Annotated in this window: 21 protein-coding genes; 11 read left to right on the forward strand and 10 right to left on the reverse strand. The window is 64.8% G+C overall.

Features of this window, described 5'->3' with window-relative positions:
* Position 1 precedes the first annotated feature (1 nt).
* The gene (locus AABA51_RS16040; protein ID WP_338273109.1) at positions 2–730 is read left to right on the forward strand and encodes a GNAT family N-acetyltransferase; all 729 of its coding nucleotides are present in this window, start codon (positions 2–4) and stop codon (positions 728–730) included.
* On the forward strand, positions 690–1,700 hold the full coding sequence (locus AABA51_RS16045; protein WP_338273110.1) for an OmpA family protein: 1,011 nt from the start codon (positions 690–692) through the stop codon (positions 1,698–1,700). Before AABA51_RS16040 ends, AABA51_RS16045 begins: the two co-directional genes overlap by 41 nt.
* 103 nt (positions 1,701–1,803) lie before the next feature.
* Here AABA51_RS16045 and AABA51_RS16050 read toward each other — a convergent pair whose 3' ends face one another.
* Positions 1,804–2,709 carry a LysR family transcriptional regulator gene (locus AABA51_RS16050; protein ID WP_338273111.1) on the reverse strand — a complete coding sequence of 302 codons (906 nt, stop codon included), beginning with the start codon at positions 2,707–2,709 and terminating at the stop codon, positions 1,804–1,806.
* A 223-nt stretch (positions 2,710–2,932) separates the two neighbouring features.
* Between AABA51_RS16050 and mtgA the strand changes: the two genes are divergently transcribed.
* The 5 genes from mtgA (at position 2,933) to AABA51_RS16075 (ending at position 6,889) form a co-directional block, all read left to right on the forward strand.
* Positions 2,933–3,709 carry a monofunctional biosynthetic peptidoglycan transglycosylase gene (mtgA, locus tag AABA51_RS16055; protein ID WP_425328822.1) on the forward strand — a complete coding sequence of 259 codons (777 nt, stop codon included), beginning with the start codon at positions 2,933–2,935 and terminating at the stop codon, positions 3,707–3,709.
* A gap of 55 nt (positions 3,710–3,764) precedes the next feature.
* Entirely contained in the window at positions 3,765–4,430 is a 666-nt protein-coding gene (locus tag AABA51_RS16060; protein ID WP_338273113.1) for a glutathione S-transferase family protein, read from the forward strand.
* 53 nt (positions 4,431–4,483) lie between these two features.
* Positions 4,484–5,458, forward strand: coding sequence for a tRNA epoxyqueuosine(34) reductase QueG (queG, locus tag AABA51_RS16065; protein WP_425328846.1), 975 nt, complete (start codon positions 4,484–4,486; stop codon positions 5,456–5,458).
* Positions 5,455–6,321: an SDR family oxidoreductase gene (locus AABA51_RS16070; RefSeq protein ID WP_338273115.1), complete on the forward strand. Its 867-nt coding sequence runs from the start codon at positions 5,455–5,457 to the stop codon at positions 6,319–6,321. Before queG ends, AABA51_RS16070 begins: the two co-directional genes overlap by 4 nt.
* A gap of 61 nt (positions 6,322–6,382) precedes the next feature.
* On the forward strand, positions 6,383–6,889 hold the full coding sequence (locus AABA51_RS16075; protein WP_338273116.1) for a L,D-transpeptidase family protein: 507 nt from the start codon (positions 6,383–6,385) through the stop codon (positions 6,887–6,889).
* A 6-nt stretch (positions 6,890–6,895) separates the two neighbouring features.
* On the opposite strand, the gene AABA51_RS16080 is transcribed toward AABA51_RS16075, so the two are convergent.
* Positions 6,896–7,453: a CAP domain-containing protein gene (locus tag AABA51_RS16080; RefSeq protein WP_338276652.1), complete on the reverse strand. Its 558-nt coding sequence runs from the start codon at positions 7,451–7,453 to the stop codon at positions 6,896–6,898.
* Positions 7,454–7,637: 184 nt separating this feature from the next.
* Between AABA51_RS16080 and AABA51_RS16085 the strand changes: the two genes are divergently transcribed.
* Positions 7,638–8,234, forward strand: a complete 597-nt coding sequence (locus tag AABA51_RS16085; RefSeq protein WP_338273117.1) for a L,D-transpeptidase — start codon at positions 7,638–7,640, stop codon at positions 8,232–8,234.
* Positions 8,235–8,381: 147 nt separating this feature from the next.
* Positions 8,382–8,567: a hypothetical protein gene (locus tag AABA51_RS16090; protein ID WP_338273118.1), complete on the forward strand. Its 186-nt coding sequence runs from the start codon at positions 8,382–8,384 to the stop codon at positions 8,565–8,567.
* Between the two features lie 100 nt (positions 8,568–8,667).
* Here AABA51_RS16090 and rlmN read toward each other — a convergent pair whose 3' ends face one another.
* Together rlmN and AABA51_RS16100 are read right to left on the reverse strand one after the other, a co-directional pair.
* A complete protein-coding gene (gene rlmN / locus AABA51_RS16095) occupies positions 8,668–9,864 on the reverse strand; it encodes a 23S rRNA (adenine(2503)-C(2))-methyltransferase RlmN (protein ID WP_338273119.1) in 1,197 nt (398 codons plus the stop codon).
* A gap of 82 nt (positions 9,865–9,946) precedes the next feature.
* Positions 9,947–10,477 carry an invasion associated locus B family protein gene (locus tag AABA51_RS16100; protein ID WP_338273120.1) on the reverse strand — a complete coding sequence of 177 codons (531 nt, stop codon included), beginning with the start codon at positions 10,475–10,477 and terminating at the stop codon, positions 9,947–9,949.
* A 161-nt stretch (positions 10,478–10,638) separates the two neighbouring features.
* Here AABA51_RS16100 and AABA51_RS16105 point away from each other — a divergent pair, with 161 nt between their 5' ends.
* Positions 10,639–11,649, forward strand: a complete 1,011-nt coding sequence (locus AABA51_RS16105) for an asparaginase (RefSeq protein WP_338273121.1) — start codon at positions 10,639–10,641, stop codon at positions 11,647–11,649.
* Here the strand turns inward: AABA51_RS16105 and AABA51_RS16110 are convergent.
* The 5 genes from AABA51_RS16110 to AABA51_RS16130 form a co-directional block, all read right to left on the reverse strand.
* Positions 11,618–13,444, reverse strand: coding sequence for an ATP-binding protein (locus AABA51_RS16110; protein WP_338273122.1), 1,827 nt, complete (start codon positions 13,442–13,444; stop codon positions 11,618–11,620). The genes AABA51_RS16105 and AABA51_RS16110 overlap by 32 nt on opposite strands.
* Before the next feature lie 71 nt (positions 13,445–13,515).
* The gene (locus AABA51_RS16115) at positions 13,516–14,691 is read right to left on the reverse strand and encodes an acetyl-CoA C-acyltransferase family protein (protein ID WP_338273123.1); all 1,176 of its coding nucleotides are present in this window, start codon (positions 14,689–14,691) and stop codon (positions 13,516–13,518) included.
* A 25-nt stretch (positions 14,692–14,716) separates the two neighbouring features.
* Positions 14,717–15,190, reverse strand: a complete 474-nt coding sequence (locus tag AABA51_RS16120) for a MarR family winged helix-turn-helix transcriptional regulator (protein WP_338273124.1) — start codon at positions 15,188–15,190, stop codon at positions 14,717–14,719.
* 93 nt (positions 15,191–15,283) lie between these two features.
* Positions 15,284–16,879: a phosphoglycerate dehydrogenase gene (gene serA / locus AABA51_RS16125; protein ID WP_338273125.1), complete on the reverse strand. Its 1,596-nt coding sequence runs from the start codon at positions 16,877–16,879 to the stop codon at positions 15,284–15,286.
* Positions 16,880–17,020: 141 nt separating this feature from the next.
* On the reverse strand, positions 17,021–18,202 hold the full coding sequence (locus AABA51_RS16130) for a phosphoserine transaminase (protein WP_338273126.1): 1,182 nt from the start codon (positions 18,200–18,202) through the stop codon (positions 17,021–17,023).
* Positions 18,203–18,570: 368 nt separating this feature from the next.
* Between AABA51_RS16130 and AABA51_RS16135 the strand changes: the two genes are divergently transcribed.
* Positions 18,571–19,005: a MarR family winged helix-turn-helix transcriptional regulator gene (locus tag AABA51_RS16135; protein ID WP_338273127.1), complete on the forward strand. Its 435-nt coding sequence runs from the start codon at positions 18,571–18,573 to the stop codon at positions 19,003–19,005.
* On the opposite strand, the gene AABA51_RS16140 is transcribed toward AABA51_RS16135, so the two are convergent.
* Entirely contained in the window at positions 18,990–19,802 is an 813-nt protein-coding gene (locus tag AABA51_RS16140; protein WP_338273128.1) for an alpha/beta hydrolase, read from the reverse strand. The two genes, AABA51_RS16135 and AABA51_RS16140, sit on opposite strands and share 16 nt — an antisense overlap.
* Positions 19,803–19,828: the final 26 nt, after the last annotated feature.

Raw genomic sequence — 19,828 nt, forward strand, 5'->3', positions numbered from 1 at the left:
TATGGGCGGCATCGCCGATCTGGTGCCTGTCATCGCGGCGACCTGGCCCCCGGCCCGGACGCAGCGGGTCGGCCCCTTTACCGTGCCATCGGGTGCGGGCGGTGGCCAGCGCGTCAGCGCGGCGCGGCTGACCGACCCTGCCGCAACAGACGCGACCGAGGCCGAGATCGACGCCGCCATCGCCGCGCTGGCAGACTTCGGCCAACCGCCCCTGTTCCAGGTTCTCGATCATCAAGACGCGCTCGACGCTCGGCTCGCGGCGCGCGGCCTGATCCTGCGCGACACGACGCAGGCGATGGTGATGCCCTGTGCCGATCTGGCCGCAGCGCCGCCCCCCGTGACCTGTTTCGCCACATGGCCGCCGCTGGCCATCCAGACCGAGATCTGGGCCAAGGGCGGCATCGGGCCCGCGCGGCTGGCGGTGATGGAGCGCGTCACCGGGCCGCGCATGTCCTTTTTCGGGCGGACGAATGACAAGCCCGCCGGGACCGCTTTCGTCGCCATCCACCAGGGATGTGCCATGCTCCATGCGCTGGAAATCGCGCCCGCGCATCGGCGCAAGGGGTTGGCCGCCACGATGATGCGCGCCGCCGCCGATTGGGCGCAGACAGAGGGGGCGGTGACGATGGCGATCCTTGTGACCGGCGAAAACCAGCCGGCGCTCGGGCTTTACGCTTCCTTGGGGTTCCATGCTGTGGGACACTACCATTATCGATCCCAGCGATCCTGACCGGCCCATGACCCATCCCGGCCGCGCGCCGCGCCCCCTGACCCTGTTGATCCTGCCGCTTGGCCTGCTGTGCGCGGGGCTGTCCGCCGGCGCCCATGCGCAGGGCTTGGCTTGGCCACAGGGCGCAGAGCGGATCTTGCACGATCAATCGAGCGTGTCGGGCTATGGCATCGCCACCGGGCCGCACGATGGTCAGGACGTGCCGGTCATCAATGCCTCGGGCAGCTTGGTCGATGAGATCTGGACCCTGCCCCGCGCGGCGTCGGACCCGGCGGAACTGGCCGAACGGATCCGCGCCGATTTGACCGCCCAAGGCTACGACATCCTTTTTGCCTGCGCCGACATCCAATGCGGCGGCTTCGATTTCCGCTTTGCCCTGCCGATTGCCCAAGGCCCCGAGATGCATGTCGACCTTGGCCGGTTCCAGTATCTGTCCGCCATGCGCCAAGGGCCCGACGGCGGGATCGAGCATCTGGCCCTGACCCTCTCGCAAGGGGGGCAGCTGGGTTATGCGCATCTGGCCCGCGTCATCGAAGGCGTCGCAGCGGCGGAAACGCCGGTCGAACGCATCCCTGCACCGCCGGTCAGGGTCGATGGCGATGTCATCACCACCCTGCTCGATCATGGCGCGGTCACGCTGGAGGATGTCAGCTTTTCCACCGGTGCCTCGGCGCTGTCGGACAGCGGGTTCGACAGCCTTGAGGCGCTCGCCGGGTTTCTGAACCAGGATCCGGCGCGGCGGATCGTTCTGGTGGGCCATACCGACACCGAGGGATCGCTCGAGGGCAATATCGCCCTGTCCCGCGACCGCGCCGCAGCCGTGCGCAGCTATCTGATCGACAGGCTGGGCGTGAACCCCGCGCAGGTCGAGGCGCAGGGGATAGGCTATCTGTCCCCCCGCACCGCCAATGCCACGCCCGATGGGCGCGCCCTGAACCGCAGGGTCGAGGCGGTGCTGGTTGCCGGATGAAAAAAGACCCGGATCGGCGGAACCGACCCGGGCACAGTGAGGCACGGCACCCCGGAGCAAGATACAGGGTGCCGGCACGGCAAAAGGATGATGGGGTGCTATTCTACCAGTTCAGCGGCCCGCGATCCTTGAAGGCATCGACAAGGAAATCGATGAAGGACCGCACCTTGGGCTGGGTATAGCGGCCGGGCGGATAGATCGCGTAGACGCCCTGGATATCCACGGGAAGGTCGGGGATCACATCCTCGACCAGACCCTCGCGCATGGGATCGGCATAAAGAAAGCTGGGCAGATAGGCGATGCCAAGCCCGCCGATCGCGGCGTTCAGCAGGGATTGGCCGTCATTGACCGTCAGCCAGCCGCCCGTGCGCACCTGCCGCTGTTCCCCCGAGGGCGCGGTGATTTTCCAGACGTTGCCATTGGCGCTGTTGGTATAGTGCAAAAGCTTGTGTTCGTTCAGATCGTCGATCTTTTCCGGGCGACCGTAGCGCTCGAAATAGGAGGGGGCGGCGATCATGCGGCGCTGGGTTTCGCAGATCTTGCGGGCGCGCAGGCTCGAATCCTCCAACTCGCCCACCCGGATCGCCATGTCGAACCCTTCCGAGATCAGCTCCACATAGCGATTGTTCAGCACCATGTTCACGGTCACATCGGGATATTGGTGCAGAAACGTGCCGAGGATCGGAGAAACATGGTTGACCCCGAAATCGGTGGCGACCGACACGCGCAACGTGCCTGACGGGGCGGATTGCATCGCGGTGACCAGCGCATCGGCTTCGCCCGCATCGTTCAGAACCCGGCGGGCCCGGTCGTAATAGGCCAATCCGATCTCCGTCGGGCTGACGCGGCGGGTCGTGCGGTTCAGAAGCCGGGCTCCCAGCCGTGCCTCAAGGCTCGAGACATGCTTGGACACGGCGGATTTGGAAATCCCCATCTTCTTCGCGGCATCCGTGAAGCCACCCTGGTCCACGACCATGGCAAAGGCCTCCATTTCCGTAAGTCTGTCCATCGCTTTCACCTGTACGGTCTTTCTGTGCCCCCCGGTTCTGCCGGTCAAATGAGGCGCGATTGGGGAAGTGCGCAGGCCAAAGCCGGGTATTTCGGTGGATCGTTGATGCAGATCGGATAATCATCGGCGACCCTGCCCCAAGCTTTCCGTCATCACGCGGGATGCGCCAAAGCCTTGGCCTAGGGAGGCCTGACGATCTAGGCTGGCAGGAAACGAGCAGAAAATGAGGCATGGGTTGGCGCGCAAGACCGACACCGAAGGCGCGGTAAAATCTCCGCGACGTGGCACCGGAAGAGGCCGGGGCGGGGCGCGGGCCTCGCGTTTGCAGCGCGCGGCGCAATGGCTGCGGCGCTGGATGCTGCGTGCCGGGATGGCGGTCGTGGCCTTTATCCTTGGCTGGACGGCGCTTTATGCAATCGTGCCGGTGCCGACCACCTTTTACATGATGGGCGAAAGCCGCCGCCTTGGCGGTATCGAACGCGGTTGGGTGCCGATCGAGGATATCTCGATCCACCTGCAACGCGCAGTGGTCGCGGCCGAAGATGCCAATTTCTGTCTCCATTGGGGTTTCGACATGGACGCGATTCGCAATGCCATCGCGGATGGCGGGCAACGCGGCGGATCGACCATCAGCCAGCAGACGGTCAAGAACGCCTTTCTCTGGCACGGGCGCAGCTGGCTGCGAAAGGCGCTGGAGGCGGCGATCACGCCGGTGATGGAATTGTTCTGGCCAAAGCCCCGCGTGCTCGAGGTTTATCTGAACGTGGCCGAATTCGACGAAGGCGTCTTTGGCGCGGAGGCGGCGGCCCGCCACCACTTTGGCGTTGCGGCCGCCGACCTGACACCGCGCCAGGCCGCGCTTCTGGCGGCGGTCCTGCCCGATCCGCAGGGGCGTGATGCGGGCCAGCCCTCCGCCTTTGTCGACAGGCGGGCGGCCTCCATCGCCGATGGGGCGGCCACCATTGCCCGCGATGGGCGCGATGCTTGCTTTGCGAATTGAATCCGGCCCATATTTTGCGCCATAGAAGGCGCAACCCGACATAATCGAGCATTCCATGGCGCGTCTCTATCATTTTGCCCTTTCCCCGTTCTGCAGAAAGGTCCGCCTCGTGCTGGCCGAAAAGCGGATCGAGGTGGAACTGGTCGACGAGAAATACTGGGAACCGTCGGTCGAATTCCTGCGCCGCAATCCGGCGGGCAAGGTGCCGGTCCTCAAGATCGACGGGATGCATCTGACCGAATCGAATGCCATCTGCGAATATCTGGAGGAAACGCGGCCCGAACCGCCGCTGATGCCCTCGGACCCCAAGGCCCGCGCCGAAGTCCGCCGAATCGTGCATTGGTTCGACGACAAGTTCCATCACGAGGTGACGGCGAACCTTGTCTATGAACGGGTGAACAAGAAAATCATGCGCGGCGGCTATCCCGACGGCAAGGCGGTCAAGACCGGCGCGCAGCAGATCAAGTATCACCTCGACTACATGGCCTGGCTTCTGGATCACCGGCGCTGGCTGGCGGGGGACAAGATGACGCTCGCCGATTTCACCGCCGCCGCGCATCTGTCCTGCCTCGATTACATCTCGGACGTGGATTGGAACCGCTCGGACATCGTCAAGGATTGGTATGCCAAGGTGAAATCGCGCCCGGCTTTCCGGTCGATCCTGGCCGACCAGATCCCGGGCTTCATCCAGCCACCCCATTACGCGAACCTGGACTTTTGAGCGGGCTCAAACAGGCCCTGTCGATCGAGGCCCGCGCGGCGGGCTTCGCCAAGATGGGCATCTGTCGCCCCGATGCGATCCCGGAGGCCGCCGCACGTCTGGCCGAATTCGTCGGCAAGGGACGGCATGGGCAGATGGGCTGGATGGCCGAGCGGATGGGTTGGCGTGGCGATCCCGCAGCGCTCTGGCCCGAGGCGCGGTCGGTCATCATGCTCGCCGATCTCTACACGCCCGAAGCCGACCCTTTGCAGGCGCTGGAACGCCGGGACTGCGCCACGATCAGTGTCTACGCGCAGAACAGGGACTATCACGACCTGGTCAAGAAGCGGCTGAAACGGGTGGGGCGCTGGCTGCTGGATCAGGCGCCCGACCACCAGATCAAGGTGTTCGTCGATACCGCCCCGGTGATGGAAAAGCCGCTGGCGCAGGCCGCGGGGCTTGGCTGGCAGGGCAAGCACACCAATCTCCTGTCCCGCGATCTGGGAAACTGGTTCTTTCTGGGCGCGATCTTCACCACCATCGACCTGCCCCCCGATGCGCCCGAGGTCGAACATTGCGGCAGTTGCACCGCCTGTCTGGACATCTGCCCGACGCGGGCTTTTCCCGCGCCCTTTCAACTGGATGCGCGGCGCTGCATTTCCTATCTGACCATCGAACACAAAGGCCCCGTGGACCCCGAATTGCGGCCCCTGATGGGCAACCGGATCTATGGCTGCGACGATTGTCTGGCGATCTGCCCGTGGAACAAATTCGCCCAAGCCGCGCAGGAAACCCGCTATGCCGCCCGTCCCGAGCTCACCTCCCCCCCGTTGGAGGATCTGGCCCGGCTCGACGACGCGGGCTTTCGGACCATGTTCTCGGGTAGCCCGATCAAGCGGATCGGGCGCGACAGGTTCGTCCGGAACGTGCTTTATGCCATCGGGAATTCGGGGGAAAAACGGCTCGAACCCGCCGCGCAGAGCCTTACGGATGACCCTGACGCGGCGGTGGCGGATGCCGCGCGTTGGGCGGTGGAGAGAGTGCGATGAAGCTTTTGATCTTTGGCCATGGCTATAGCGCCCGTCACCTGGTGGCGCATCTGGCCCTTGCCCCCGGGGATCTGCGCGTGACCACACGCAGCGCGGAAAAAGCGGCCAAACTGGCGGCACAGGGTCTGATTGTGCGCCTCTTTCCGGGCAGCGACATGGCCCAGGACCTTGACTGGGCGACCCATGTCCTGGTCACCGCCGGGCCCGAGGATGCGGGCGATCCGGTGCTTGCCGAAACCCGCGACGCCTTCATCGCTGCGGCCGCGCGGCTGACGTGGGTCGGCTACCTGTCCACCACCGGCGTCTATGGCGACCATGCGGGTGCTTGGGTGGATGAGACGACGCCCCTGACCGCCTCGACCGCGCGGGGCAAGGCACGCATCGCCGCCGAGGGGGAATGGCAGGACCTGCACCGCGACCACGGCCTGCCGCTGCACATCTTTCGGCTTGCGGGCATCTACGGCCCCGGGCGCGGCCCCTTCGAAAAGGTGCGTGACGGCAGCGCGCGACGCATCATCAAGGAGGGGCAGGTGTTTTCCCGCATCCATGTGGAGGATATCGCGCAGGTTCTGGCCGCCTCCATGGCGCGGCCCGATCCCGGCGCGATCTACAATGTCTGCGATGACGATCCGGCCCCGCCCCAGGATGTGATCGGCCACGCCGCCGAATTGCTGGGCCTGCCGCTGCCGCCTGCCGTGCCCTTCGATCCGGCGACGCTTTCGCCCATGGCCGCAAGCTTTTACGCCGAATCCAAACGGGTCGATAACAGCCGCATCAAGGAGGATCTGGGCGTGCGCCTGCGCTATCCCGATTACAGGGCGGGGCTGGCCGCGATGCTGGCGAGCGATCGCGCGAAATCGTGACTACGCAGGGGGCGGTTTCTGGTGTATGCGCCGGATCAAAACCCCCTGTTCGAGCAGTTCCATGGCAGCTTACCTGACGCGTCGTTCCACGCTTTCCCTGATGGCGGCCTCCGCCGTTGTCGCGGGCTGCGAACCGTCGCGTTTCATCACCTATGACGGCCCGGAAGTGACCCGGATCGAGGTGCACAAGGCCGCGCGGCAGATGTATCTTCTGCATCACGAAACGGTTCTGGCCGATTACCGGATCGGGCTGGGTTTCGCGCCCACCGGCCACAAGACGACCGAGGGCGACGGCCGCACCCCCGAAGGGCGCTACATCATCGACCGCCGCAATCCCAACAGCGCCTATTACCTGTCGATCGGCATCAGCTACCCCAATGCCGAGGATCGCGCGCAGGCCCGCGACCGCGGCGTCAGCCCGGGGGGCGACATCTTCATCCATGGCACCCCGCGCGAATTCCGCCGCGCCCAGGATTGGACGGCGGGCTGCATCAGCGTGACGAACCGCGAAATGCGCGACATCTACGCGATGGTGCGCGACGGCACGGTCATCGACCTTTACGCCTGATACGGGTCACCCGGCGGGCGCATTGGCAGGGCCACCAAGCCCGCCATCGCCCACGACCAGAACCCACCAGATCTTGCCGCTGTCTTCCTGGAAATAGGCGACACCCAGATCGCGCCCGCGCACATCGGTGATGACATCGCGGGTATCGGGCTGCGCCATCCAGGCGGCGATGGTCTCAAGCTCCGATTCGTAGGTTTCGGAGATGTTTTCGCCCAGAACCGTGCCACGGTAGCCCGCCGTGCGCGCCCGATCGATGGGTGACGACCCATCGGATCCGAAATGCCAGGGCCGGTTCTGCAACGCCATGTCCCGGGCATGGGTGGCCGCCGCAGCGGTCAATTCGGCATTCAATTGCAAGGGCATGGCCCCGGCAGCCGCGCGCAGCGAATTCACGCTGTCGAGCATCCGGAACTGGATTCGCGCCGTATCCGCCGGATCGATCCGGTAGAGCACCGGCAAGGGGCTGCCATCAGGCCCAAGCGCAACCGAGGCCAGCGGATCGCCGCAGGCGGACAGCGCCACGAACCCGGCACCGGACAACAAAAGAGACCTTCGCGCAATCATGGTTTCCATGGTGTGAAGGAAAACTTTTGCGATTCGGTTTACAACTGCGCGCGCGGCCATTGCGACCGATCCACCACATGCGTTGCCAAATCGACGCAAGGCCCGGATCGGATCGTTGGGTTTCGTGGTATCCTTGCGCCCGAGGCAGATCAAAACAGCCCCCGGCGACAAGGAGGCAGGCATCATGAGCGGTCCGGATCGGCGCGGCATCAGCCGCCGCACGGTTCTTGGTGGCGTGGCCAGCGGCATCGCGGCTCCCGCCTTGGCACAGAACACCCCCGACAGCACGGAATTCGAAACAGCTGCGGGCGATGGCGTTCGGCGCAACATTTCCAGCTTTCGGACGCTGGATTGGCGGCCCTATTTCAACGACACGCGCAATGGCGCGATCCTGGTCGATCTGACCTCGCGGGCGCTGCATTTCTGGAACGAGGATCGCAGCATTTACCGCCTGTATCCCACATCCGTCCCCATGTCCGAGGATCTGACCCGGCGTGGCCGGACCGAAGTGGTGCGGAAGGTCGAAGGCCCGTCCTGGCGTCCGACCCCGGCGATGCGCGCGCGCAACCCCGAATGGCCCGAATATGTGCCGCCAGGTCCCGACAATCCGCTGGGAACCCATGCCTTGTACCTCAGTTGGGAATTTTATCGCATTCACGGAACCCATGATACGCGCAAGATCGGACGCCGCTCATCCAATGGCTGCGTCGGTCTCTACAATGAACATATTGCTGAACTTTTCAGCCATGCGCGGCTTGGCACCCAAGTGTTGCTAATTTGACGACAAGGTGGCAATGCTACGCTCAGGCCGATTTCCGACGGATTGCAATCGCATTGCATTGCTGCTTAAAGAAATCGTACGAGGTACAGTCTTGGGTGCCCTGACCTTGCGCATAGTGCGTGAAATGGGCGTATCTTGGAGGATACAATGAAGAAACTCGCTCTCGCAGCTGCTCTGTCGCTCGTTGCCACCGGCGCGATCGCAGGCGGCGTTGCTCAGCCCGTCATCGAACCCGTTGTCATCGTGGAAGATACCTCTTCCTCGGCTGGCGGCATCCTGGTTCCGGTGCTGGCGCTGATCCTGATCGCAGCAGCGGTCGCAGCCAACAACTGATACGACGAAAGTCGATTGGTTTCGGAAAAGACGGTCCCTTGGGGCCGTCTTTTTCATTTCGTACACCACCTTGCGGTGGCGCGCGTGAAGGGACGACCGGTCAGCCGGCCGTGCCGGTTTCCGCCGCGATCTGTGCCCGCGACTTGCGCGCGCGCTCGGTGGCGGATTTCAGCTGACCGCAGGCTGCCATGATATCCTCGCCGCGCGGGGTGCGGATCGGGCTCGCGTAGCCCGCCTTGTAGACGATATCGGCGAACCGCTCGATTCGCTCCCAATCGGACCGCTCGTAGGGGGCACCGGGCCATTCGTTGAACGGGATCAGGTTGATCTTGGCCGGTATCCCCGCGATCAGCCGGACAAGCCGCCGGGCATCCTCATCCGTGTCGTTCACGCCCTTCAGCATCACGTATTCAAAGGTGATGCGCTCGGAATTGCTGGCCTTGGGATAGGCGCGCAGCGCGTCGAGCAGGGTGGCGATGTTCCAGCGCTTGTTGATCGGCACCAGCCTGTCGCGCACCTCGTCGGTGGTGGCGTGAAAGCTCACAGCCAGCATGCAGCCGATTTCCTCGGCGGTGCGGGCGATCTCGGGCACCACGCCCGATGTCGACAGCGTGATCCGGCGACGGCTCAGCGCGATCCCCTCGCCATCCATGGCGATCTTCATCGCGTCGCGCACATTCTCGAAATTGTAGAGCGGCTCGCCCATGCCCATCAGCACGATGTTGGAAATCAGCCGCGGGCGCAGGCCCATACCCTCGCCCGGTTCCGGCCATTCGCCCATATCGTCGCGGGCCATCATCACCTGCCCCACGATCTCACCGGCGGTCAGGTTGCGCACCAGCTTCTGGGTGCCCGTATGGCAAAAGGAACAGGTCAGCGTGCAGCCGACCTGGCTGGAAATGCACAGCGTCCCGCGATCTTCCTCGGGGATATAGACGACCTCGACCTCGTGACCGCCCGCGATCCGCACAAGGTATTTGCGCGTCCCGTCCGCCGAGATGTCGCGCCGCACCACCTCGGGCATCTCGATCACGAATCGTTCGGCAAGTTCTGCGCGATAGGCCTTGGACAGGTTCGTCATCGCGTCGAAATCGCGGACGCCCCAGTGATACAGCCATTGCCAAATCTGACCGACCCGCATCTTGGCCTGCTTTTCGGGCGTCCCGGCCTCGATCAGGGCCGCGCGCATGCCCTCGCGGGTCAGGCCGATCAGGTTGACCGGCCCGTCGGGCAGCTTGCGGGGAATGGTCAGCACATCCTGCGTGACAGGCGCAGTGGCGGCGGTATCCGCGGTCATCGGGCAATCCTTCGTGAACTGGGGGCACATATAGGCATCCCCCGCCAGAGGCAAAGCGTTTTGCCCGCGAAGCCCGAAAGGGTCAGTTCGCGCAGCGCGTCTCGGCGTCTTCGACGGCGGCGGTAAAGCCCATCAGCGAGAACGTGTCCTGCGTCTGCGTCCCGCGCGAGGATCGCGCCGTCAGCACCGCATCGGCACCCCGCTTCATCGCGGTGATGATCCGCTGATCATCCTGCGGCGAGGCGGCCCAGGCCATTTCGCCCTCGGTGAACAGTTCGAAGCTTGCATCCCCGATCTCGACCGTCACGGTCGATCCATCCGCGAAAGGATAACCGCCGGTAAACGACACTTCGCCCAGACGATCCTGACCGGGCCAGAAACTGACGAACATCAGGATCTCGCCCCGGTTCACCGACACCACGCGCCCGTCGCGGGTATTGACCGTTTCGCGCGGGGTCGAAACGACCCAGCATTGCGTCGGATCATCCTCGACGAATACCGACCAATCCGTGGCCGCATTCACGCGATTGGTGGATTCCTCCTGCGCCAAGGCACCGCTTGCGGCGACGCTCAACGCCAGTCCCGCCAGCACACCGACCAGCCCATGTCTCATGTGTTCAGAGCCTCCGCTCTCGTCTGCCTCTGGTCTGCACCCGGTTTTTGATTCAATAAGATTGGGGCGGCAAACCTTATCCACAGTCAGATTAAAGGAAACTGCCGTTCAGCAAAAGCCCCGGCGGCGGAAAATCGCCGGGATGTGAAAGGGGTGGCATCATGGCCCAAGCGGCAGAGCGTCTGGTCGAGGTTTGGCGGGGGGATTTTTGCGAAAGCGTGCACCACGGGCATGTCGCGGTCTGGCATGCCGACAGCGGCCTGATCTGGGGATTGGGCGATGTCGATGGCACGATCCTGCCGCGCTCCTCCTCCAAGATGGTGCAGGCCCTGCCGCTGATCGAAAGCGGTGCGGCCGATGCCCATGGGCTGACACCCGAGCATCTGGCGCTGGCCTGCGCCTCGCATCAAGGCGCCGCGATCCATACCGACCGGGTCGCGCGCTGGCTGTCCGATCTCGGCCTGTCCGAGGCCGATCTGCGCTGCGGCGTGCAATGGCCCAGCGATGAACCGGCCCGTGACGATCTGATCTGCACGAAATGCGGCCCCGGCCAGCGGCACAACAATTGCTCTGGCAAGCATTCGGGCTTTCTGACCCTGACCAAGCACCTGCACGCCGGGCCGGAATACATCGACCCCGATCACCCGGTGCAGCGCGCCGTCCGCGCGGCATGGGAGGATGTGACCGACGAAACCACCCCCGGCTACGGGATCGACGGCTGTTCCGCCCCGAATTTCGCAAGCTCGCTCAAGGGGTTTGCCCGCGCCCTTGCGATGTTTGCCGCCGCCCGCGACGGGGCCGATACCCGCCGGAATGCCATGGTCCGCCTGCGCGAGGCGATGATGGCCCATCCCGAACTTGTCGCCGGCGAAGGCCGCGCCTGCACCAAACTGATGCGCGTCATGGGCCAGCGCGCCGCGATCAAGACCGGGGCCGAGGCGGTCTTCGCCGCCATCATCCCCGAACGGCGGATCGGCGTCGCGCTCAAGATCAGCGATGGCACCACCCGCGCCTCCGAGGCGGCGATCACGCAGATCCTGTCGGCGCTGGGTGTGCTGGATGCGCAGGATCCCGTCGCGCTGACCTACAGGCACGGCCCCATCCGCAACTGGCGCGGCACGGAAACCGGGCACTACCGGCTTACCCCGGCGCTGGCGGATTGGCGGCCATAAGCCCCCTGATCTTGCCCAGCGCCTCGGGCGCATGGGTGCGGATCATCATGTGCAGGTCGGATTTCCGGAGCGGCTTGGTCATGTAGCCATCGATCCCCGCCGCAAGGATGCGCGCGCGGTCCCCCTCCAGCGCATGGGCGGTCATGGCGATGATCGGCACGGGCAGCAGGCCAAGCCCGGCCTCGATGGCGCGAATCGCCTGCGCGGCCTCCGTCCCGTCCATCTCGGGCATGGAGATATCGGTAAAGATCAGGTCCGGCACCCTGCGCTTGTAGGCCTCGACACAGAGAAAGCCGTTTTCCACCAGTTCCAGGTCCAGATCGATTCCCTTGAGCATGCTGCGAAAGACCAGTTGGTTGGTCTTGTTGTCCTCCGCCGCCAGAACCCGCAGCCGCGCCGGTCTGGGCGGCGGCACCTCCGGGCGGGGCGGCTCCGGCACCTGCGCCGGGTCGATCCCCAGCGGGATCGCAAAGCCAAAGACGGACCCTTTGCCCGGCTCGGATGTGAGCCAGATCTCGCCCCCCATCAGCGCCACCAGCCTTTGCGTGATGGCAAGACCCAGCCCCGTGCCGTCGAACCGCCGGGTGGCATCCGTCTCCACCTGGTTGAATTCGCCAAAGATATGGGCCTGCATCTCGGGCGCGATGCCGATCCCCGTATCCTCCACCGTGACGCGGATCGAAACCTTGCCTTGCGGATGCGGGGCCTTTGCCGCCCGCACCCGGACCGTGACATGGCCTGCATCGGTGAATTTCACCGAATTGCCGATCAGGTTCGTCAGGATCTGCCGGATGCGCCCGCGATCCCCGATCAGGCCACCTTGCAGATCGCCGTCATGGTCCAGCCGCAACTCCAGCGCCTTGCCCTCGAGCCCCGGGCGCATCAGCTGGAAAATCTCGAGGATCGTCTGCCGCAGATCGAACCCTTCGGAGTGCAGCACCAGCTTGCCGGCGTCGATCTTGGAATAATCGAGGATGTCGTTGATGATCACCAACAGCGCCTCGCCCGAATTGCGGATCGTATCGGCGTAAAGCGCCTGTTCCTCGGTCAGGGCGGTGTCGCGCAGCAATTCGGCCATGGACACGACGCCGTTCATCGGCGTTCGGATCTCATGGCTCATATTGGCCAGAAAAGCGGATTTCGCCCGCGCGGCGGCCTCGGCGGCATCGCGCGCGCGTTCCAGATCGCGTTCGCGCCGGATCGTGTCGGTGATGTCGACGGCAAGGCTGACCAGATCCCCCTCGGGCGTGCGCTTGTCGATCAGGCGGATATGGATACCGTTGAACAGGCGGATATCGACCGGGGGAATGGTCGGCATCTGCCACCGCGCGATCATGCGGGCGATCCACTCCTCCGGGGTGGTATCGCCCAGATCGACCAGCCCCTCCTCGACCGACACGCGCAAGATCGCCTCGTAGCTGGCACCGGGCGCGACATCGGCCACCCCGTCAAAGGCGCGCATCCAGGCCGGATTGGCGATGACCAGCCGCAAATCGCGGTCGAACATGGCAAAGCCGCCCTCGACCGCGCTCAGCGCATCCCAAAGCCTGCGTTCGGCCACGACGGCCTTTTCGGTGGCCAAAGCCAGCGCCGCCTGCGCCTGCGTCGACCGCCCCACCAGATCGGCATGCGCGGCGCGCTGTTCGATCACGGTATGGGACAGCGCATGGGCATGTTCCGCCAGCTTGCGATGGGCGGAATACAATTCCTCCGATCGTTGCGCGAGCAGGCGCTCGGCCTGAAGCCGCCCCCGCCGTTCCCGCGCCAACCGGCTGTCGAATCCCTCGATGCTCATGGCCGTCCCGCACCGCCCTGCCTGTTGCAGACAGGGTGGCGGGAAGTGCTGAACGATCGGTTAATCCGGCCTCAGATCCGTTCGATGGCCAGCGCGATTCCCTGCCCGCCGCCGATGCACATGGTGATCAGCGCCCGACGGCCCTGGATCCGCTCCAGTTCATGCAGCGCCTTGACCGTGATGATCGCGCCGGTCGCCCCCACCGGATGGCCCAGCGCGATGGCCCCGCCATTGGGGTTCACGCGGGCCGGATCAAGCCCAAGACCCTTGTTCACCGCCAGCGCCTGCGCGGCAAAAGCCTCGTTCGATTCGATCACGTCGAAATCCGTGATCTTCAGGCCCGTCCGCTTGAGCAGGGTTTCGACCGCGGGCACCGGGCCGATCCCCATCACCTCGGGCCGGACACCCGCATGGGCATAGCCGATCACGCGGGCGCGCGGGGTCAGGCCCGCCGCCTCCGCCGCATCGCCGCGCGCCAGAACCAGCGCGGCTGCCCCATCGTTGATCCCGCTCGCATTGCCCGCCGTGACGCTGCCATCCTTCTGAAAGGCCGGGCGCAGCCCCGCCAACGCCTCGAGGCTCGTGGCCTTGGGATGCTCATCCGTGGCAAAGGCAACCGTCTCGCGCTTGACCTGCACCTCGACCGGCACGATCTGCGACGCAAAGCGCCCCTCGGCAATCGCGCGGGCCGCACGGGTCTGGCTTTCCAGCGCGAAACCATCCTGATCTGCGCGGCTGATCCCGTGTTCGGCCGCGACGTTTTCCGCCGTCACGCCCATATGCCCGGTGCCAAAGGGGCAATGCAGCGCCCCGATCATCATGTCGAGCGCGCGCACATCGCCCATCTTTTGCCCGAACCGCGCGGCGGGCAGGATATGGGGACCGTTCGACATGCTTTCAGCACCGCCCGCGAGGCCGAATGCCGCATCGCCCATGGCAAGCGACTGGATGACCGAAACGATGGCCTGCGCGCCCGATCCGCACAGCCGGTTCACGTTCATCGCAGGCGTGGTGTCGGGAATGCACGCCTCCATCGCAGCGATCCGCGACAGATACATGTCGCGGGGTTCTGTGTTGATCACATGGCCATAGACGACATGGCCGATCTGCCCACCCTCGACGCCGGCCCGCTCCAGCGCGGCCTTGGCCACGATGGCGCCCAGCCGGGTCGGCGGCACGGCGGCCAGCGATCCACCGAATGTCCCGATGGCGGTGCGTGCGCCCGACAGGATGACGATCTCGTCCATGGTCTTTCCCCTCCCTTGTTCGGGCCTATTGGCCCTGTCTTTCACCCGATTGGCCAGCGTGACGCTGCGTTTCCCCCTCGCCCATCAAAAGCTCGAGCGCCGCGACGAACCCCGCCGCCTCCGGCCCCAGCCGCGCGATCAGCTCCGCGTGATAGGCCTGTGCGGCTTGCGCCAGCTCGGCCATCATCGCGGTCCCCTTGTCGGTCAGGGCCAGAACCACCAGCCGCCGGTCATGCTCGCTGATGCGCTTGGTGACGATCCCCGCCTCCTCCAGCCTTGTGGCGGCGCGGCTGACCTTGGACTTGTCCATGTCGACGCGGGCATGGATCTCGCGCACCGACACCTCGGCCTCCTGGCTCAGATGTGCCATGACGCGCCATTCCGCCCGGCTCAGGCCAAAGCGTTCCTGGTAGACACGGGAAAATTCGCGGCTGAGCCGCCCGGCAGTGACGGCCACGCGATAGGGCAAAAAACCGTCCAGAACGAAGGGATCGGGCATCTTCACCCCGCCAGATCGTTGCACATGCACCAAACCATGCGCAAAAGAAGGGCCCGCCGCAAGCATGCGGCAGGCCCAAGGGGTCGCAGCGGATCAGGCCGCGTCGAACTGCAGCGGGCGAACCTGCTGGAACAGGCCCGTGGCCTTGAGCTTGTCCAGAACCGCGACGGGCGGCTGTTCGTCGAGATACAACAGCGCGATGGCCTCGCCCTCGCGCACCGACCGGCCAAGGGTGAAATTGGCGATGTTCACGCCATTCTCGCCCAGGGTCTGGCCCAGCGTCCCGATGATACCCGGCACGTCCTTGTTGGTGGTGTAAAGCATGTGCTGCCCGATCTCGGCATCGATGTTGATGCCCTTGATCTGGATGAAGCGCGGCTTGCCGTCCGAGAACACCGTGCCCGCGATGGACCGCATCCGCGTGGGCGTGGTCACGACCAGCCGGATATAGCCGTCGAAAACGCCGGTCTTGTCCTGCGTGGTGGTCGAAATCTCGACACCCCGCTCCTTGGCCATGATCGGGGCAGACACCATGTTCACATCGGGGTTCGTGGCCTTCATCACGCCCGCGATGGCGGCACAATTCAGCGCCTTGAGGTTCATGTCCTTGGCGATGCCGTTATAGACTACCTCGATGGACTGGATCGGCTCGTCGGTCAGCTGGCCGACGAATGCGCCCAGATGTTCGGCAAGCTTCAGCCACGGCCCCATGATCGCGGCCTCCTGCGCCGTGACCGACGGCATGTTGAGCGCGTTCGACACCGCGCCGGTCAGCAGGTAATCGGCCATCTGTTCGGCCACCTGAAGCGCGACGTTTTCCTGCGCCTCGGTCGTGGCCGCGCCCAGATGCGGGGTGACGACGACATTGGGCAGGTTGAACAGCGGGTTTTCCGTCGCCGGTTCTTCCTTGAACACGTCGAAGGCCGCACCCGCGACATGGCCGGATTTGATCAATTCCGCCAGCGCCGCCTCGTCCACCAGGCCGCCGCGCGCGCAGTTGATGATCCGCACGCCCTTTTTCGTCTTCTTCAGATTCTCGACCGACAGGATGTTGGCGGTCTTTTCCGTATAGGGCACGTGCAGCGTGATGAAATCGGCCTGCGCCAGCAGATCCTCCAGTTCCAGCTTGGCCACGCCCATCTGCTTGGCGCGCTCTTCCGACAGGAAGGGATCATAGGCCACGACCTTCATCTTGAGGCCCCGCGCGCGGTCGCAGACGATCGAACCGATATTGCCCGCACCGATCACGCCCAGCACCTTGCCGGTCAGCTCGACGCCCATGAAGCGCGACTTTTCCCACTTGCCCGCATGGGTCGAGGCATTGGCCTCGGGGATTTGCCGTGCAACGGCGAACATCATCGCGATGGCATGTTCGGCGGTCGTGATCGAATTCCCAAAGGGCGTGTTCATCACGATGATGCCCTTTTTCGACGCCTCTGGAATGTCGACATTGTCGACCCCGATGCCCGCGCGGCCGATCACCTTGAGGTTGGTGGCCGCGGCGATGATCTTTTCGGTGACCTTGCTGGCCGACCGGATGGCCAGGCCGTCGTATTCATGGATGACCGACAGGAGCTTGTCCTTGTCCTTGCCGATCGACGCGTCAAAGGTCACGTCGATCCCGCGATCCTTGAAGATCTGGACGGCTGCATCCGACAGGCTGTCGGAGATGAGAACCTTGGGGGCCATGGGTTTGGTCCTTTATGATGGGGTCGCGGTGCGCCTGAAGGCGCACCCTACGGATTGGGGATGTCGGGTAGGGTGCGCCTTCAGGCGCACCTGCGATTTCGGAAAAAGGGAGACAATGCGCCCGTCACGGCGCACCGATGCTCACGCCGCTTGGGCCAGTGCCGCGATCTCGGTCTGGAACGCCCAGTCAAGCCAGGGCAGCATCGCCTCGATATCCGAGGTTTCGACCGTCGCCCCGCACCAGATCCGCAGGCCCGGAGGCGCGTCGCGATAGGCGCCCACGTCCAGCGCCACGCCCTCGGCCTCCAGCCGCTTGGCCACCGCCTTGGCGAATGCCGCGCCGTCCGCGATCCGGGGATCGGTGAATTTCAGGCAAACGCTGGTGTTGGACCGGGTCGCCGGATCAACGGCCAGGTTGTCGATCCAGTCGCGCGCCGCGCAAAATTCGAAAATCGCCTTCGCATTGGCATCGGCCCGCGCCATCAGCGCCGGCATACCGCCGATGGATTTGCCCCAGTTCAACGCGACCAGGTAATCCTCGACCGCGAGCATCGAGGGCGTGTTGATCGTCTCGCCGACGAAAATCCCCTCGATCAGCTTGCCGCCCTTGGTCATGCGGAAAATCTTGGGCATCGGCCATGCGGGGGTGTAGCTTTCTAGCCGCTCCACCGCGCGGGGGCTCAGGATCAGCATGCCATGCGCAGCCTCGCCGCCCATCACCTTCTGCCAGGAGAAGGTGGTGACATCGAGCTTGTCCCACGGCAGATCCTGCGCAAAAGCCGCACTCGTCGCGTCGCAAATGGTCAGGCCCGCGCGATCCGCCGGGATCGCATCGCCACCCGGCAGCCGCACGCCCGAGGTCGTGCCGTTCCAGGTGAACACGACATCCGTGTCGAAATCGACCTCGGCGAAATCCACGATATGGCCGTAGTCGGCCTTCAGCACCTTGGCATCCAGCTTCAGCTGCTTGACCGCGTCCGAAACCCAGCCTTCGCCGAAACTTTCCCATGCGATCATAGTGCAGGGCCGTGCGCCCAACAGCGACCACATCGCCATTTCCACGGCACCCGTATCCGACGCGGGCACGATCCCGATGCGGTAATCGGCCGGAACGCCCAGGATCTCGCGCGTCAGCTCGATGGCGGCCTTCAGCTTGGCCTTGCCGACAGCCGCGCGATGCGAGCGCCCAAGCGGCGCATCGGCAAGCAGGTCCAACGAATAAACGGGGGGTTTTGCGCAGGGTCCAGAAGAAAACCGCGGATTGACCGGCCGGTGTTCAGGTTTGCGCACGGCGCCGTGTGACGCCGAGTGTTCAAGTGCCATGATGTGATACCCTCACAGATATACGCCCCTCGTTGGGGAGGGGTGTCCCACCGCCGCACATACGGGGCTTGCGACACAGCGACAAGACGGAAAATGCGGTCGAATGGTCGGTTTCCGACCGGATGCGGCGATGCCCGTTCACCATCGGAAACTTTGCGCGACAGAGCGCCGGTTTGCGCGCCTGCGGCATCGCGTCCATGGCCTGTCGGCGAGTCTTCTGTACACGTTGCAACCGTAGGTAGTTGTCACTGTCCAGTCGATCAAACAGCTTAGATGTCCATCAAGTCTGACATTATGCTTGCCGATCGACATGACGGCGCGCTAAACTCAAAGATGTAAGACCTAACTCCGGCACAATCGGTAGGCGCGTGAGAGACCAGGCCCAAACCCTTTCCTTCGACCTGACCGACTTCCTGCCCTTTCAGATGTCGGTCATCGCCTCGCGCGCCTTTCAGCGCATCATGGGGGCAACCGGCCTTCAGGTTCCGGAATGGCGCATCATGATGGCGCTGCCCGCGCATCAACCCTGTTCCAGCCATGAATTGTGCAGCCTGACGGCGATGGATGCCGCCCGGGTCAGCCGGGCACAGCGGCGGCTGGAAGACCTCGACATGATCCACGTCGTCCGCGACACGGCGGACCGGCGGCGGCTGGTGGTCCAACTCAGCGACAAGGGCACCGAGGAAGTGGCGCGCCTGCGCGTCGCCGCACGGGATGTCGAATCAACCATTCTCGACGATCTCGGCCCCGAGGATCGCGCCTGCCTCAAGACCGCCATAGGCGAGCTTTACGCCCGGCTCTGATCCAGCAGACAGCGGGTCAGCACCCCGTCGGGGTCGGCCAGCGCGTCGATCACGTCGAAATGGTGCACCCCCGGCAGATGCAGCGCCCCCATATCGGCCCCAAGCCCCTGCCAGACATTCGCAAGCAGATCGTTCTGGCGGATGAATTCCGGCCGCTCCTGCCCACCCACGGCGCAGGTCACGCGGATCCCCTCGCGCGGGATCAACAGGGCGGGGCTTTCGGCCAGGGCCTCCGCCGGATCAAGCCGCAGGGTCGCGTTCATCTGTGTCCGCAAAAGCGGGCGCAGGTCATGCACCCCCGACACCGACACGACATGCACGATCCGCCGCGCCAATTCCTCGGGCAACACATCGGCGCAGACCATCCGCGTCACCAGATGCCCACCCGCCGAATGCCCGGTCAGCCGGATCGGGCCCGGAACCTCCCGTGCCGCGACCGCGACGGCGGCGGCGACCTCGGCCGTGATCTCGGCGATCCGCACCTCGGGGGCGAGCGTGTAGCGCACCATCGCCACCGCTTGCCCATGCGCCAATGGCCCCTCGGCCAGAAAGCCGAATTCATCGGGTGAAAACCGCATCCAGTAGCCACCGTGAACGATGATCGTAAGACCCTGCACGGCACTTTCGGGTCGATAGAGATCGATCACCTGCCGCGCCCCCTCCCCATAGTGCAGGATCACCGGCGCAACCTTGGCGCGCAGGGTTTCGGTCCGCACCGGCCATTCGCTCAGGAACCGCTCCGCCCCCGGAATATGCGCGGCATTGGCATAGGCATCGTCCCAATCGGTGATCTTCATGGCGGTTCCCTCCCTCTTGCCGCTAC

The sequence above is a fragment of the Roseicyclus marinus genome (genome assembly GCF_036322625.1).
In the GTDB taxonomy this organism is placed as follows: Bacteria; Pseudomonadota; Alphaproteobacteria; order Rhodobacterales; family Rhodobacteraceae; genus Roseicyclus; species Roseicyclus marinus_A.

Excerpts from the sequence above, each read along its gene's own strand:
- AABA51_RS16060 (WP_338273113.1), top strand. The coding sequence starts at position 3,765 with ATGGCGCGTCTCTATCATTTTGCCCTTTCCCCGTTCTGCAGAAAGGTC.
- rlmN (WP_338273119.1), bottom strand. The coding sequence starts at position 9,864 with ATGACCGCGGATACCGCCGCCACTGCGCCTGTCACGCAGGATGTGCTG.
- AABA51_RS16100 (WP_338273120.1), bottom strand. The coding sequence starts at position 10,477 with ATGAGACATGGGCTGGTCGGTGTGCTGGCGGGACTGGCGTTGAGCGTC.
- serA (WP_338273125.1), bottom strand. The coding sequence starts at position 16,879 with ATGGCCCCCAAGGTTCTCATCTCCGACAGCCTGTCGGATGCAGCCGTC.
- mtgA (WP_425328822.1), top strand. The coding sequence starts at position 2,933 with ATGAGGCATGGGTTGGCGCGCAAGACCGACACCGAAGGCGCGGTAAAA.
- AABA51_RS16040 (WP_338273109.1), top strand. The coding sequence starts at position 2 with ATGGGCGGCATCGCCGATCTGGTGCCTGTCATCGCGGCGACCTGGCCC.
- AABA51_RS16130 (WP_338273126.1), bottom strand. The coding sequence starts at position 18,202 with ATGGCACTTGAACACTCGGCGTCACACGGCGCCGTGCGCAAACCTGAA.
- AABA51_RS16085 (WP_338273117.1), top strand. The coding sequence starts at position 7,638 with ATGAGCGGTCCGGATCGGCGCGGCATCAGCCGCCGCACGGTTCTTGGT.
- AABA51_RS16080 (WP_338276652.1), bottom strand. The coding sequence starts at position 7,453 with ATGATTGCGCGAAGGTCTCTTTTGTTGTCCGGTGCCGGGTTCGTGGCG.
- AABA51_RS16140 (WP_338273128.1), bottom strand. The coding sequence starts at position 19,802 with ATGAAGATCACCGATTGGGACGATGCCTATGCCAATGCCGCGCATATT.
- AABA51_RS16120 (WP_338273124.1), bottom strand. The coding sequence starts at position 15,190 with ATGCCCGATCCCTTCGTTCTGGACGGTTTTTTGCCCTATCGCGTGGCC.
- AABA51_RS16075 (WP_338273116.1), top strand. The coding sequence starts at position 6,383 with ATGGCAGCTTACCTGACGCGTCGTTCCACGCTTTCCCTGATGGCGGCC.
- AABA51_RS16105 (WP_338273121.1), top strand. The coding sequence starts at position 10,639 with ATGGCCCAAGCGGCAGAGCGTCTGGTCGAGGTTTGGCGGGGGGATTTT.
- AABA51_RS16110 (WP_338273122.1), bottom strand. The coding sequence starts at position 13,444 with ATGAGCATCGAGGGATTCGACAGCCGGTTGGCGCGGGAACGGCGGGGG.
- AABA51_RS16050 (WP_338273111.1), bottom strand. The coding sequence starts at position 2,709 with ATGGACAGACTTACGGAAATGGAGGCCTTTGCCATGGTCGTGGACCAG.
- queG (WP_425328846.1), top strand. The coding sequence starts at position 4,484 with ATGGGCATCTGTCGCCCCGATGCGATCCCGGAGGCCGCCGCACGTCTG.
- AABA51_RS16090 (WP_338273118.1), top strand. The coding sequence starts at position 8,382 with ATGAAGAAACTCGCTCTCGCAGCTGCTCTGTCGCTCGTTGCCACCGGC.
- AABA51_RS16070 (WP_338273115.1), top strand. The coding sequence starts at position 5,455 with ATGAAGCTTTTGATCTTTGGCCATGGCTATAGCGCCCGTCACCTGGTG.
- AABA51_RS16115 (WP_338273123.1), bottom strand. The coding sequence starts at position 14,691 with ATGGACGAGATCGTCATCCTGTCGGGCGCACGCACCGCCATCGGGACA.
- AABA51_RS16045 (WP_338273110.1), top strand. The coding sequence starts at position 690 with ATGCTGTGGGACACTACCATTATCGATCCCAGCGATCCTGACCGGCCC.